The organism is Halomarina ordinaria, from assembly GCF_030553305.1.
GTDB classification, from domain to species: domain Archaea; phylum Halobacteriota; class Halobacteria; order Halobacteriales; family Haloarculaceae; genus Halomarina; species Halomarina ordinaria.
On sequence record NZ_JARRAH010000001.1, the window covers coordinates 2,218,303 to 2,233,368 of the forward strand.

The following is a 15,066-nucleotide window of genomic DNA, read 5'->3' on the forward strand; positions in this document are numbered from 1 at the left end:
CTATGTTACCTACTTCTGATAATCTCGCTGTAGCGAAGTACCCCGTACCGTAATGACGCACTCGCCATCATCATTGGACGGTTCAATCACATCAACACGGTCAGAGTTTACGAGAGACATCGGAATCTCAACCTTGATGTCTCCACCGTCAATCTTGTAGACGACGGTACTCGGTGCGTTGTTGACATCAATTTGAACCTCACTTTCCCCAGCCCCATAGAGAGCGTCATCTACTTCATCCTCATCATATGAATCATTAAGTACCGCTCTTGAGGCTTCATGGACATCAGTATTCTCCACAATCCCGCCATCAGTGCCGAGTATACTTGTTCGGAATGTCTGAATATCATCTGGAGAGAGTCCAGTCCCCTCTTTTTCTCTTTTTAGGTCATCTACGGCGGTGAGGATGTTCTGAGATTGCTCCAGACTTGCACTGCTCGTAATGCATCCTAAGAAGTCCTCAAAATAGTCCGAGTCAGAGTCTTCTTGTAGGAACTTGACATCGCCATCAAGGTAGAATTCATCCGATCCAATCAGAGGATAAGTACATCCTTTCTGGAAGCTTTCGACTGGCGGTAAGACACCCTCAAGCTCTTCGTAAGCAAGGTGGCGAGTGTCTGGGTCCAAGCGAGACCTCTCTTCATCATCCAAATCTAATTTGAGAATTCCGACTACGTCTGTTCCGTCCTTGTTCGCGTGAATCGTAAACAAAACACCGGATGAAGTTCTTCCATCCATTTCATTAATGAGTCTCTTTTTGAACGTCTCAGCTATCGATTCAAATGCATCGTAATCTCCATTATCTCCGTCGAGGGCTAAATCCAGCTCCAGTACTCGATTCAGTCGCTCTTGGGTTCCTGAACTCTCATCAGGAAAGTGCCCCAGACCGACCCTACTATTGTCTTCTTTGCTAATTACTCTCACCAAATACTTCCGGAAAATATCAATGACGTCTTCATCGATATCCACGGTTCGGGTGCTTTCTATCCAGTCCTCATCATCTCCGCTTTCAATATCGTGCTTTACCGGAGAATATGCAATTGCGTTGATGATGATTGGCATACCCAAGTCAGCTCATTTCACACACATATACTTTGTTGAATGACTATGGACTGTTATATACCCGAAATCCAAATTGAGTACTATGGTTGAACTGACGTTCGAAGTACTCGTCGACATCGCAGGAGATTATAGCGATAGTTCGACGGGTGCAGAGCGGTTCCAATATATCCTCCGAGATGAGCAAACCACGAGGCTAAGAGATAGAACAGTTCCTAAACGAGGTGCTGAACGGGTCTGAATCATACCACAACCGCGCCCTTCATCACCTGGTATCCGGATGTGCATCGCTCCACTCACCGTCAAAGAAATCACATCCGGCCAAATTTTGCACGATGTCTTATCGTGAGCTAACATCGCCACCGCTACTCAGCGTACTGTCTCTCGCCTGTTGACCGAATCCACCGTCCAGCGGACGACTGATATTCATACACGGGAGCAGTGCATTAGCGTCTGAGTCCCGTTACGCTCCGTACCGTCTGAGATCAACAGAGACAGTTATCAGAGACCCACCGGTTAGAGAACTTCAGATACCGTCTCTGTCAAGCTCGCGAAAATCTCCTCAACTGATTCGACGCTCCGACATCCGGTGATAACGACCTTACCCGTAGCGAAGAGCAGCACCACACCTTCAGCGCCCTCAGGACGATAAATTAGACCAGGGAACTGTTCCGGTTCGTACTCAGTCTTCTCGAGACCCAGCCCGATGGCGAGCGCATTTAGATTGAGGTTCTGGTCTAGTTCTCCAGTACAGACGTAATTCTGAACGGCGAACCACTCGTCCTCAGGCTCCTCAATAACATCCATATCGGAGAACAGATTCAGAAATCGCTCTCGGAGCGAGTAGGATTCGTCCTCGGAATCTGCGCCGGTGATGATGAACTTACCCGTGCGGTAGACCGTTATCAGCGGTGCATCCTCCTCGAATCGAAGGTACATCCCCGGATACTTGTCCGGGTCGTGGCGAGCGACCGGCTCACCGATATCGTCAGCGAGGCGTTCCAAATCGAGTTCAACATTCAGAGCACCCGACGCGACGACATTTACAATCTCTACCATTCTATCCTCCGGACCACAGTTAAGTCTCGTTTCAATTCTGCTCACCCCTCGTCTATACACTTGCTGTTTTTCGCTCTTTGTGAGGTATTGTTGAGAGTGATTGTCGGAAGAGCAATTATACCCCGAGTAAAATATAGTGAGTAATGGCTGACAAAGACACCGACCCCGAAAGAGAAGCTCGGGAGATCATCGACACCCAGCTAAAGGAAGCAGGCTGGGTAGACCTTGAGGAACGCGGATGCGACACGGGATTCAAACGGGAATATCCCACCTCTTCTGGTCCCGTCGATTACGCCCTCTTCATCTCAGGGAATCCCGTCGCCGTCGTGGAAGCGAAGGAAGCCCGGAAAGACGCCTACGCTGCTCTTACCCAGTCCAAACGATACGCACGGGATATTGGTACCGGGGAGAACTACTCCGGGCGGTATGGCGTTCCATTCGTGTTCACCGCGAACTCTGATGAGGTTTGGTTTCAGGACCTTCGGAAAGAGGCTCCGCGTGAACGAAAACTCCGTGGCTTCCATCGGCCCGAGGGAGTTGAACAGTTCCTCAAAACCGATTACAAGGCTGCAAAGGAATGGTTAGAAGACACGCCCATTCGAGACTCCGACCCGGACCTCTGGGACAATCAGTTCGAAGCCATTCAGAACATCGAGGAGGCGATTCACCGGAACAAGCGCCGGATGCTCGTTCAGATGGCGACGGGAACCGGGAAAACTCGTATGGCCTGCGCTCAGACCTACCGTCTCCTGAAATCCCGTTACGTCAATAGGGTTCTCTTCCTCGTTGACCGGAACAGCCTCGGGAATCAAGCAGAGAGTGCGTTCAAAAACTACGATGTCGGGCCGGCGATGAAGCTGGGCGACATCTACATCATCGAGCAGGTTGAGGACGGCATCTACCCCGAGAATGCGGATATCGTCATCTCCACTCTCCAGGGGATGTACAGTATGCTCGAAAATCACGACGAACTCGATATCCCGCAGGACGCGTTCGACTTCATCATCTCCGACGAGTCCCACCGCTCTATCTACGGCGACTGGCGCGTCGTTCTGAATCACTTCGACGCCCTCCAACTCGGTCTGACAGCGACCCCGGCGACTCACACGCTCAGCTACTTCAACGAGAATTGGGTCTACCAATACGGCTACTGGCAGGCCGTTGATGACGGCCACGTCGTCCCCTACGAGACGTACCGGATTCAGACGGGCATTACCATGGATGGCCTCTACTACGAGGATGAGGAGTACAATCCAGAAGACCTCGAAAACAAAATCACAGTCCCCTCTACGAACCGCCTCATAGCTGAAGAGTTCCGTAAGCAGTCGGGCGAGGACGAAAAGACGCTGGTATTCGCTAAGAATGACCGCCACGCTACCGAGTTAGAGAAGATATTCAGAGAGGTCTACTCGGACAAGGACGACCGCTACGTCAAGAAAATCACCTACACGACCGACGACCCCAACGGCTGGATTAAGCGGTTCAGGAACCAGAAGTACCCGAAAATCGCGGTGACTGTCGATATGGTCAGCACGGGAGTCGACGTCAAGCCCATCGAGAACATCATCTTCGTTCGGCCAACTCGTTCCGCCGTCCTCTACAATCAGATGATTGGCCGGGGGACTCGAACCTGCGACGAGATTGGTAAGGAGAAGTTCACCATCTACGACTGCATCGGCATCGTCGACTACTTCAGCGAAACGCCGCCGTTCAACACGTATCGACCGGATGGGACCGTCGACGAGGAAAAATCCGGGAAGAAGAAGCGAGAGGACGACGAAGACGATGAAATTGTCGTCGCCGACGACGTGCAGGACCACCTCGAATTCTCGGGGTATATGTTCGAGACGAAGGACGGTCAAGAGCTACGGCCGGACGACTACGTCACCCACTTCGAGCGGTACGTGAGGCAGAACCAGTCCGAGATTGAAGCAATAAAGATAATAATGGAGTCCCCGGAGGCCCTCAAACGTAAGCACCTCCGGGAACTCAATCGGAAACTTCAGGACGAGCCAGAGAAGTTCTCCGAAGAGAAGCTGCAAAAGGCCTACGGGCAGGAGATGATCGACATCATCGGGTTCATCAAACACGCCCTCGGCGAAGACGAGTTCCCCACGACGGAAGACCGCGTTGAGAAAGCCTTCAACGCCTGGATACAGGATAAGGACTTCACCGAACAGGAGCGAGAGTGGCTAAACATGATTCAGCGTCACTTCGTGCAGGAGAAGGTCATCAAGAAGGAGGACTTCAACCGTATTCCGTTCTCCCGGCGCGGAGGTTGGAGGTCTGCTGCGAAAGCGTTCGGTGGCGAAGAGAAACTAAAAGACATGATTCACGAACTTAACGAGGAAGTGATTCTAGCATGAGCGAAAACGGACGGATGGACGTCAAGAACAAGATTTGGGACATTTGCGGTATTCTGCGCGACGATGGGATGCACATCGGGACCTACGTCGAGCAAGTAACAGTTCTACTCTTCCTGAAAATGATGGAGGAGAAGGAGACGTTTGGGGAAGAACCAATAGAAATCCCAGATGAGTGCAACTGGGAGACGCTAAAGCAGAAAGACGGAGAAGAGCTCCTGTCGCATTATAACACGACGGTACTGCCTCAACTCGGCGAGCAGGACGGAATTATCGGTGAAATTTTCGCACGGGTGAATAGTCAATTCAGAACTCCTGTGAATCTCCGGCGAGCTGTACGCGAGATAGACGAGATAAATTGGTCTGAGATTGATACTGACGTGAAGGGAGCAGCTTACGAATCCCTTCTTGAGAAGTACGCCGAAGAGGCAAAAGGTGCAGGTCAGTATTTCACTCCGAGGGCAGCTATCAAAGCTGTCGTAGAAGCTGTTGACCCAGACAACGACGACAAAATCCACGACCCCGCTGCGGGGACTGGTGGTTTCTTAATCCACGCGTTTGAGCATATCTTGGATAAAACGAACGAGGGTTTAGACCTCTCTCGCGAAGAGCGTCAAGCACTGATGACAGAGAATCTCTCTGGAAGAGAACTTGTGCCGGAAACTCGCCGACTCGGTCTTATGAACCTCGCTCTCCACGACCTGCAGCCCGAAAATTTCGAAGTCGGTGACTCGCTAGCTGCTGGTCCCCATACTGAGGAAAGATATGACGTCATTCTCACCAACCCACCCTATGGGGGGAACCAGCAGAAAGAACCTACTCGGGATGATTTTATGGTTGAGACGAAGAAACCTGAGCTCAATTTTCTTCAGCATTGTATGACACTTCTAAACGCTGGTGGAAAGTGTGGAATTGTCGTGCCTGACGGTGTGCTATTTCAAGGGGGACAAGCCGAGCGTGTGCGTGAAAACCTACTAAGAAATTTTGACCTACATACAATTCTTATCCTTCCGATTGGAGCATTTCATCCGTATACGAACGTCACGACAAACGTGGTATTCTTTGAGAATGGCGGGACCACGGAAGATGTTAGCTTCTATGACTTACGTACAAGCGTAGAGAAGATTAAAAAGAGTAATCCACTCACAAAGGACCACTTTGAGGACTTCCTGGATAATTTTGGTTTAGAAAAAGACGATGGAAGGTATTTCGAGATCTCTTTAGAAGAGGTAGAACGTAATGACTACTCGCTCAATTATAAGAAATACAGGGATTTCGAGGATGACGGAGATGAGACACCGCCTCCAGAGGAACTCATTACAGAACTACTTTCGCTTCAAGAAACAATCAAAGACAATTCTGAATCAATACTAGCAGAATTAGAGGAGGATGAGTAGATGAATTGGGAGCAAGTACCAGACCACTGGGAGAGCAAAAAGCTGAGCGAAATTGGAGAAATCTATTCCGGAGGAACTCCTGACCGCGACAATCCGAATTACTTCGGAGGAGATATTCCGTGGCTGAGACTGAAAGATGCGAAGCAATTCTATGTCTCTACCTCAGACGAAAAGATAACACAAGAAGGTTTAGAAAATAGTAGCGCCCAGTTGCTCCCTGAAGGTTCAGTGATAGTTTCAACAAGGGCGACGATTGGCGAAGTCACTATTGCGAAAAGGCAAGTGACCACTAATCAAGGTTTCAAGGCGGTGTATCCACAGAAAGCAGACTCCGAATTTGTTGCTTACTTCCTATCCTCAATAACAGATGAGTTAGAGAACTTAGGTAGGACTACTACCTATCCTGAGGTAAACAAAACTCAATTCAGTAATATTGAGATACCACTTCCATCAATTTCTGAACAACGCGCTATCGTTAAGAAGCTGAATTCAATCTTCGAAAAGCTAAATGAGTCGAACGAGACACAGTCACACGCGGAAGACATCGCAAGGAAAGTCCTGAATTCTGCAATCAAACGTCTCATAGATAGTGCATACAAGTCGTCTGAACAAGTTAAGGTAGAAGACGTTTGTGACAAAATCAAGAATGGGGGGACACCAAAGAGGTCAAACGAAAGCTATTGGGGGGGTAATATCCCGTGGCTGAAGTCGGGCGAGTTAAAAAATTCTATTTTATATGATTCTGAGGAATATATGACAGAGAAAGGCCTGTCAGAGAGCAGCGCTAAGATGTTCTCACCAGATACTGTATTGGTCGCAATGTATGGAGCGACGCGTGGAGAAACTGGCTTCATCAAAAAGGAGATGTCTACTAATCAGGCTGTATGTGGCTTATCTGCTGATGAGAGCTTGTGTGAACCCAAGTATCTCTGGTATTGCCTACGAACTCTACAGAGCAAATTAGCTTCACAAGGTCGAGGAGGTGGACAGGACAATATAAATCAGACAACAATTCGGAATACGATAATCCCACTCCCATCTATTCAAAGGCAACGTAAAATAATTGAACGTATTGAATTAGTTGAAGAGCGAGCAAATGAAATACGTGATGCCTCAAACCGTATTGGAGAGATATTGGATATCCTTCCAAAAGCAGTATTTAACAAGGCATTCAGTGGGAACTTGTAGACATTGAAAATGTCCCAGATAGTCAGGCGCAAACCGCATTAGGAGATTTTTGCCGCACACAGAATTTATACTAAACGAACTGTGTCAGCGCTCATATTCAGCCTCAAAACTCACGTTGTGCGTTACTGTCTGCAACCTATCATTCTTCGATAAATGAGCGAAATGAAGGGTCGGGAAAAGTTCTGCCTTGGCACTCATAGTCCGCGCTCAAATTGAAAACAAGCAGAACTCAGATACCGAATTTAAATATCTGCTCCCGGTAGAGAGGTTCGATATCTTCGTAGTACGTATGAATGTAGTCGTCAATCGCTCCTCGGTCATCAAGCGAGCTATTCTGAGTCGTATCCCCCCGCATGTACTTTATCAGCTCTCGGTTGAGGTCTCGTTCCACCCGCCAATACGTCGTGAAGCGATGACGGCCGAAGTGACTAGTCACTCCACGGTGCTCTTCGGTTTCTGCATACTCTGGTCTGAAGGTTCGTATCCAGCAGCTGTTGAGATACTCCTGGTCGAGTTGACTGTGGCTCGTCTTCGAGAGGAAGATCCACCCTTCCTCAGTGTCGGGCCGGATGAGCAAGTAGCGTAGAAGCGCGTGCCGCGCTTCGTCGTCAAGGGGGAGGACACGCGGGCATCGCGATTTGTTACCCTGGCGCTCATCGCGCGAGGGAATATAGACAGCATTAGGACGGCTATCGAGTGCTGGATGCGACCCCAACTCGCGGTAGTGCTGTTGGAGATCTGCATTCTGTATACTGATGTCACGAATCGTGATATTACATAGTTCGGACGCCCGTAGCCCAAGTTTGAACTGGAGGACAATGGCCGCACGGTCGCGGACGTTCGTGACTCCGTGCAGAATCTCACCGAGTGTCTCGATGGGAATACGAGGCGGCTCCTTGAGCGGTGGGCGGCTCAAATCCACCTTCGAAAGGACGAGCGTGAACGGGTTGTAGTCCTGGGGGTGAGGAAACGCTGGCGCGTCTTGCCAGTACTCATAGGCCTTGTTCAAACGACGGAGCTTCGTCCGTACTGTATCTGGCTGATTGCCGCAATCGTCTCGACAGTACTGAAGGAAACCCACGACGTGCTTGTCGTTCGGACAGGCTGGATGACGACCCTCCCGGGCCATATACCCGCTCCACTGCTCGAAAACCCAATCATAGGCTTTGTGCGTGCTAGGCGCGAGCCCCTTACTGTCGAGGACATCCGAAACGAAGAGGTCGAATGGGTCGACCGCCATCCCTTCGAACGTCGTAGCATACGCAGCTAACGGGTCGAGGTCTCGACCGAACGCCGCAGCCACTTCTGCCCGTTGTGCATCGACGTCCGGGTGAACGACATCAGTCATATTTCCTCGCCTCCGCTTTTCCGGAGAGTTTCGCATCCCAAATCCGACGAGATGCGTCGCATTCGACGACGGCCATGAGTGGTGGATGGTAAACGTGCGGGTAGTCTGTGTGCGACTGGAGCCACGAGTAGAAGTGTTCGACTCGTACCCAGTACTCTCTGTAGACGGTCTTGGCGCTCCGTCCCTCCAGGAGGTCCTCGCACCACGTATTCACGTCCGCTGGAGTAGCGAGTGCATGGTGACGGTCGCGGGCAGCCATATGTGCTTTCCACGACCGCTCTGCTTTCGATAGAGACGCCCGATAGTGCTTGGAATCGAACGACTCCGGGCGACTCGCTACAAACCCTGCCCAAATATCCTGACCGTCATACACGGTCGCGTAATTACTGAGTCGATACCGGGCGGGGACATCGGAGAGTCGCTTGAAAACCCCCATCCGTCGAACCGGGTCGGCAGATTTGGGTGTGACGCTCATAGGCCACCCTCTGGAGAATCGATATCGAGCGAGCGATACGTCCCATCAGCGGTACGAACCTGAAGTACCTCTCCTTCGAGGTCATCCAAGTGCCGACTCACCCGACTAGGGGCAGTATCGATGACCTGTTGGACGATCTCTTCATAGGATACACCAGGATTCTGCTCGACATATCGGCGAATCGTCCGCCGTTCACCGCCGTGGACTTGGTCCTCCAGGCGTTGGATACGCTTGCGGGCGTGGTCAAGTTCGGCCTTGAGGTCGTTCCGCTGCTCGCGCAACTCATGAGCGGGTTCATCAGGCGTTACCGCTACCTCGAATTTCTTTAGCCCAGCCTCGATCATCGCCTGCATGAACTCCGAGACACTCATCTCGTAGTCGGCAGCGTGTGCCTTCCACCGGGCGTATTGGGTCTTCGTCGGGTAGGCCATCGCCGGTTGTGTATCGCTGCTATGGCTCATCGGACTCACACACCTCCGTGATAGCAATATCGTATACTTCTGGGAAGAACTCGCGCAGGAATTCGATGTCCTCGCCGAGGTGCTTTCGGATTCGAGTACGGACAATCGATTGGACCTTGTATCGGTAATTATCCGAAACATCAGCCTCGCCCGAGAGGATATCGCGCTCGCGAACTGTGAGGAGTGCCCGTCCTTCGTCGGTCATTAACAGGTCTGTTCGTTCGACGTGCATAGGGATTACCCTATAGCGTAATAGCACGCCGAACACGATAAGACTTACTCTATTCAGTATACACTGTATGAAGTACATACTGCATGAAGTAATAGCTAAGCGCTCAGAGTCCGTAGTAGTAGTTAGCGACGCCGGCTCAATTGGTTCGTGAGCGACCTGGAGAGACGATCGAGCGGGCGTTGCTGAGGGGATCAAATAATGTCAAGCACAGAACAATCGCAAAGAGGCCTTCGAGGGGGCGACTACACTGAAATAAACATCGCCGAGAAGGACAGTGGACCAAACTACACATACCACGTAGAACCAGCGGCCCAGGGAGGTGCTCGATACGCACGATGTATGGGGTGCGGACGCGAACTCATCACCTCGTTTGGAGTAGACCAGCTCGTTCACGCTGACGACTGTCCAGTTCGCTCCAACTGCTGAGGGATTGGCTTTTAATGACAGAAAAACGAAAGACGCCTATAGGGTTTCAGAAATTGTAGAAAAATATCTCGGAGGAGTACGGGGGTAGTGCAGGATAGCATAGAATCCAGTTGCCCCCGCAGGGGTAGAGACGAGCTATGACTCACAGAATCCATTGGCCCAGAGCGGGAGTGGTGCAAAGAGATTGAGTTGCTCTCCCAGTCGGAGTAGCTGCCTATCAAGCGCCATATCACGATCTAAAACGGGATTGATAACGGACCGGGACCGAGATACTGCGAGCTGGTCACTCGCCAATTCAATGGTCTGTTCGTCAGCAATGCTAAGACCACGGGCCTCTGCGTGGTCGGTGAGATCAGCACGAGCGAGCGCTTGTTGATAGAATATAACAGCATAGCGGCGAGCTAGCCGCGAACGGTCAGCATCATCGAGCGTAGGAGCTGTAATCTGCGACCGGCGATATACGGCTGTACTAAGCTCATCAACCCACGCTTGTGCAGTCCCAGACAGGCGTTCATCCAAGAGTACCGGGTCACAGAACCCTCCATGAATTAGCGCGTTCGTATTCAACGGCGGAGCGCCACCTCCACGATTACCGGCCGCGTTTTGATTCCCGATGGGCGCCCCATGTCCCGGCGGTGCGCCATCAGGAGTATGCATAAAACACGTTTCGCCAGTTCGGTGAGGGGCGAGTCGACGACGGCAGGGACCAGAGGGGGTGGACGAACCACATCGAGGGGACATACTCACGATGTGTATGTACTCGCTAGATATGAATATCACTCTTAGAATATACTATCAAATCTATAAAAATGGGAAGTAACCTCCGGACTCTCTGACTTTGTGTTTGTTTCTGAGATTGCCGTGAGTGTACGTGGGAGAGGGAGTTCTAGGTATTTCACCAATGACGAGCACACCATTCGAACGTGCTCTACTCACGCGCATGAGTCGAGAAACAGAGGGGGTGGGAAAAATCGGACCCCCCTTGATTCTCCCTGTGAGGCTGTGAAGAAGAATCCCATCTCCTGGACGCGTCAGTCTAGACGAATCTCGAGGATGGAAGGACCCTTCAAAGATGTACTCTCACGCGCGTATACAGTACTGCGACATTCCCTTATCACCCGCTCAAAATCGTATCCACTGACAGTACGATATATCCGAAGATTGAGCGCCAATCGTATGCGAATCACCCACCGAGGAGGTCCAAGAGTACATCGTCGACCCATTCATCGGGTGGAGTTTCGCCAGCTGGGGAATCCGAAGTAGACCGGGTCTGTTCAAGAATTCGACGCGGACTCCGCTTTGTCGTTCCAGTTCCCCGTCGCTGGCGGTTATGGTCGATCGATACCTCGTCCAGCGCTTCGAGAGTGGCGTTGTATACCCAGGGAGCAGGGAGGTCCCAGTATGTTGCTCCATCTTCGCTCGTCTTCTCTATGAGGTCGTCCCGGGAACAGGTCCCGAACGTGACCGCAGCGTCACAGAGCGCCCAGAGGGGGGTGCGCTCGTAGATAGTCCCGTCTGGTTTCTTCGTCCCCCGCTCGGGGACATGTGCTGGAACGTCAAAGCCGAAGACTTCGCGTAGATACTGCACTCCACGTCGCCAATCGGCACCACTGGCTGCGCCTCCATGGTACGAGTCCCCTTCAACAGCGATGAGCGCCATCTTGGGCTTCCCGATGAGGGCATTACCGGCACCGGTATCAATCGCGAATCCACCAGCAAGGTTCACGAACGTCGCCGAACCGTTGCTGTCCGGCCCCCACACAGGGTAGAAATGGCGCTTGTCAGATCCTCCCCCCTTGTTGTCGTTCCATGCCGTGACGATCGTTGCCTCTGCGACAGCCTCGGTATCGAGGTCATCGATTGCTTTCTCGACTTCATGGAAATAGGGAGTGACCGACCCCGGTATCCCGGACGGGGAATCGCCCGTCTCGTCGAAGACCCTCGGATCCGTTTGGCGACGGAGAGTGGCTTCCTCGGTTGCTTGTCGCTTCTCCGTGACCGCCTCTTCATGTGCGTTGACCCAGGCCTGTACGGTCCCCTGGACGGTCTCCCCTCTAACCGTGTACGCCTCGGGGAACAATAATGCAGCCAACCGACGCGCGGCGGCACGGAATTCCTCGCGATCTGCGGTGAACGTCGCCGCCCACCGCCGGGCGGCATCGATGTGTTCGGCGGTCACGTCCTGAAGTGGAAGTCGCGCGTACCGTGGAGAGGATGGGCTGAGAGGGTGGACGACGACGTCGTAGGTCGTGTGCACCGACAATGGCGGTTTGAACTGACGGTTTTTGTTGTTCACGGCGTCGAACTTCAGCATGTCTACGGCCGAGGGCGTCGACTCCAGGAAGCCGGCCTCTACTTCACCGAGCCACTGGTTGAAGCGGGTCACGAGATCGTCTACGAACGCTCCGCGAGACTCCGGACGGACCGCGAGCGAGTCGAGAGCGTCGAAGAACGGGCGTGTCACTGCAGGAGGAAGCATGACATAGAAGCCACCTCCAGAGTCGAGACAGAAGATACAGCCACGCTCGTCTGTGAGGGTGGTAAACCGGTCGACCGTGAACTCAATCGCGGTCTCGACCGTCGAGCGGTCGAACGAGTCAGTAGTTACCGCTTGGTCGTCGTGGCGCGACGCCTTGACCTCGTCGTTGAGATCGACATCGACGAATAGCGACAGCGCTTCGATGTCGGCGTAGCCTGGAAGCGGGTTATTAGTCCCCCAGGTCTCAGAGGCCCCGTCGAACCACTCGGTCTGTTCCGTCTCATTGTTCCACCGACCGGGGGTCCAAGCGTCAAGGAGGAACGACGCCGAGGTGTACGTCGTAGTAGTGTAGTACGAGCGAGTCAACCGCTCGTTGTACTCCGGCCAGTCGACCGTCGCGCACATCGGCCGGCCGATGAATGTGGTATCCGAGGTCTGGAGTTCCGCCGGGAGAGCCTCATCAGATGTCTTCTTACGATACCAGTGACGGTGGTCGGGAACTGCCCCCGCGAGGAGCAATTCGCCCTTCGCCTCGTAGCTTCCGAGCTCTTCAAAGAGTTCACGCACACCAGAGCGAGCATAGTGAGCGGTGGGGGAGAGTGTCTCGTGTCCAGCGTCGCCGTTGAAGTGACAGCGAGTCGCCGCTGCTCCATCGTCCTCTCGAACGCGCCCACTCCCTGTACAATCGAATGGTACGGTCTCGGTGCTCGTTTTGTCGGCGATGACCGTCGCGACATGGACTCCAGCGGCGGGCGGAAGTAAGAATCGGCCGAGTATTTGCGGTATCGATGCGTCCGGATGTTCGGTGACGAACCGTCCGACAGCTGCCTCCTGGTCCGGGGATAAACCGAGGTGCGATTCAGAAGCGTCCATTCTCACACCCCCCTCTTGTAGCGTGGTCTCCCCACCGAGGTAGGAATCCCTCCACGGAAGCCGGGGAACATGGGGGCCCCCCCGTAGCCGGAAACGATGTAGAGAGACTCGGATGCACGTGTCGAACCGACGTAATAGAGCCGGTGTTCTTCTGCAGCGAACCGTTCGTCGGTGGCGTACGTTCGTTTCAGGCGCTTCGTGTAGGCGTCGGAGAGAAGTACGCACGGCGCTTCGAGCCCCTTCACCGCATGTATCGTCCCGAGTTGGAGGTGCGTCGGTACGTGCGTCGTCGGAGACGAACTCGCGTTCAGCAGGGTGGTTCGGCTCTTCGGACCAAGTTCGACGAACCTGCCAATGAGGTCTGCCGTCGGTTCGGGGAATGCTCGGCGAACCACATCGTACTCGAACACCTTCGACGGATCCGAAAGCGTCTGCTGAAGGGCCTTCCCACCGAAGAGGGCCTGCTCGCGCCATTCTCGCTCATCATGTGGGAGGGCCTCCAGAAGCGCTCGCACACACACGGTCGGGACAGGTGCCCCATCGCGCAGAGCACAGATCGCCTCGTAGAGACGTGTGAGTTCTTCCGTCCAGAGATCGGGCTGGTTGAGGGTGGTGTACGGAATCCCCTCGCGCCGGAGCGCCGCAGCGAGCGATCGTACATGGCGGTTCGTCCGTCCAAGGACGAAGACTGCGACGCCCTGCTGTGGGGTATGCGTATCGAGAGCGTGTCGAACACACGCACCGAGGCGGCTAGCATCCCTCGTAACCACTCGTTGTACTGTTCCGCCCTCTCGTGCGGACGTGAGTCCTGCTGTCTCGTTCGCGGGGTGAGACCTGAGGATGCTGCGGGCGGCGATTGTAATCGCCGAGGGGACACGATAACTCTCGTTGAGCGTTTCAACACGGTCGACAGGCATTCGCTCGAAGAGGGCCGGCGTCGCCTCGCGGAACGAGTAGATGCTCTGGTTCGCGTCCCCTGCGAGATAGATAACATCGAATCCTCCACTGTCACGCCATTCACGGAAGAGCGCATATTCCTGCGGAGAGAGATCCTGAAACTCGTCGATGAAAAGAACCCGACCCTGAGGGTGGTAGCTCTCGTCGATGGCGAGGTTGACATAGTCATGGTGCTCGAAGAGCGGACGGGGAGCCGTCTCGGCTTTATACGCCTTCCACGCCTCTAGAGCAGCGTGGACCTCCTCGCTGGAGAGTGGAAGGGAAATCGGTGCGTTGACGTGCGCAGCGGCATCTCGACGTGTGAGCGCGAGATGTTCCGCAAGTCGAAAGACCTTGTTCCCGGTTGGTTCCGATTCTGGACGACCCTCCACACGAGCTCGAAGACTGGTCGTCATCATCTCGGGTGCATATTCGAAGCCCCAGTCGCGGCAGAATCCCTCGTAGATGTCGCCATTGTGGACCGGAGTGATGACCTGCTCTCGGGGGTTATCGAGACCGCCAGCCCGGAGACACGAAGAGAGTGCCGCGCCGTGGAAGGTACGAGCGTGCTTCTTGACCGTGTCCATCGACTCCTCGGGGAAAACTTCGTGGAGTCGGTCTGCGACCTCCGTCCGGGCCGCCCGAGTGAACGTGAGATACAAGCAGTCGTCGAGCGAGTATCCGCTCTTGGCGTGCGACGAGACATACCCGACGAGGGCGGTCGTCTTCCCCGCACCCGGAGCGCCGTCGATTTTCACGACTTCAGTCAT

Annotated in this window: 12 protein-coding genes; 4 read left to right on the forward strand and 8 right to left on the reverse strand. The window is 53.5% G+C overall.

The window, feature by feature from the left end; translation table 11 throughout:
• Nucleotides 1-9: 9 nt before the first annotated feature.
• Entirely contained in the window at nucleotides 10-1,062 is a 1,053-nt protein-coding gene (locus P1Y20_RS11960; protein WP_304448888.1) for a nucleoid-associated protein, read from the reverse strand.
• Between the two features lie 513 nt (nucleotides 1,063-1,575).
• Nucleotides 1,576-2,118 carry a TATA-box-binding protein gene (locus tag P1Y20_RS11965; protein ID WP_304448889.1) on the reverse strand — a complete coding sequence of 181 codons (543 nt, stop codon included), beginning with the start codon at nucleotides 2,116-2,118 and terminating at the stop codon, nucleotides 1,576-1,578.
• Nucleotides 2,119-2,261: 143 nt separating this feature from the next.
• Here P1Y20_RS11965 and P1Y20_RS11970 point away from each other — a divergent pair, with 143 nt between their 5' ends.
• From P1Y20_RS11970 to P1Y20_RS11980, 3 genes are read left to right on the forward strand one after another with little or no spacing between them, the layout of a single operon-like run.
• Nucleotides 2,262-4,484 carry a type I restriction endonuclease subunit R gene (locus tag P1Y20_RS11970; protein ID WP_304448890.1) on the forward strand — a complete coding sequence of 741 codons (2,223 nt, stop codon included), beginning with the start codon at nucleotides 2,262-2,264 and terminating at the stop codon, nucleotides 4,482-4,484.
• Nucleotides 4,481-5,878 (forward strand): type I restriction-modification system subunit M, encoded by a 1,398-nt coding sequence (locus P1Y20_RS11975; RefSeq protein ID WP_304448891.1) that lies wholly within the window; start codon nucleotides 4,481-4,483, stop codon nucleotides 5,876-5,878. Before P1Y20_RS11970 ends, P1Y20_RS11975 begins: the two co-directional genes overlap by 4 nt.
• A complete protein-coding gene (locus P1Y20_RS11980; RefSeq protein ID WP_304448892.1) occupies nucleotides 5,879-7,066 on the forward strand; it encodes a restriction endonuclease subunit S in 1,188 nt (395 codons plus the stop codon). It abuts the gene before it with no gap.
• Nucleotides 7,067-7,295: 229 nt separating this feature from the next.
• Here P1Y20_RS11980 and P1Y20_RS11985 read toward each other — a convergent pair whose 3' ends face one another.
• From P1Y20_RS11985 to P1Y20_RS12000, 4 genes are all read right to left on the reverse strand, one after another.
• Nucleotides 7,296-8,414 (reverse strand): tyrosine-type recombinase/integrase, encoded by a 1,119-nt coding sequence (locus P1Y20_RS11985; protein ID WP_304448893.1) that lies wholly within the window; start codon nucleotides 8,412-8,414, stop codon nucleotides 7,296-7,298.
• A complete protein-coding gene (locus P1Y20_RS11990) occupies nucleotides 8,407-8,673 on the reverse strand; it encodes a hypothetical protein (RefSeq protein ID WP_304448894.1) in 267 nt (88 codons plus the stop codon). The genes P1Y20_RS11985 and P1Y20_RS11990 overlap by 8 nt, the downstream gene beginning before the upstream one ends.
• A gap of 212 nt (nucleotides 8,674-8,885) precedes the next feature.
• Nucleotides 8,886-9,350 carry a hypothetical protein gene (locus tag P1Y20_RS11995; RefSeq protein ID WP_304448895.1) on the reverse strand — a complete coding sequence of 155 codons (465 nt, stop codon included), beginning with the start codon at nucleotides 9,348-9,350 and terminating at the stop codon, nucleotides 8,886-8,888.
• A complete protein-coding gene (locus tag P1Y20_RS12000) occupies nucleotides 9,340-9,555 on the reverse strand; it encodes a hypothetical protein (RefSeq protein ID WP_304448896.1) in 216 nt (71 codons plus the stop codon). The genes P1Y20_RS11995 and P1Y20_RS12000 overlap by 11 nt, the downstream gene beginning before the upstream one ends.
• Before the next feature lie 225 nt (nucleotides 9,556-9,780).
• Here P1Y20_RS12000 and P1Y20_RS18890 point away from each other — a divergent pair, with 225 nt between their 5' ends.
• Nucleotides 9,781-10,008, forward strand: coding sequence for a DUF8118 domain-containing protein (locus tag P1Y20_RS18890; protein WP_465261617.1), 228 nt, complete (start codon nucleotides 9,781-9,783; stop codon nucleotides 10,006-10,008).
• A gap of 1,183 nt (nucleotides 10,009-11,191) precedes the next feature.
• Here the strand turns inward: P1Y20_RS18890 and P1Y20_RS12005 are convergent.
• Nucleotides 11,192-13,054, reverse strand: coding sequence for a hypothetical protein (locus P1Y20_RS12005; protein WP_304448897.1), 1,863 nt, complete (start codon nucleotides 13,052-13,054; stop codon nucleotides 11,192-11,194).
• A gap of 308 nt (nucleotides 13,055-13,362) precedes the next feature.
• Nucleotides 13,363-15,066 (reverse strand): UvrD-helicase domain-containing protein, encoded by a 1,704-nt coding sequence (locus tag P1Y20_RS12010; protein ID WP_304448898.1) that lies wholly within the window; start codon nucleotides 15,064-15,066, stop codon nucleotides 13,363-13,365.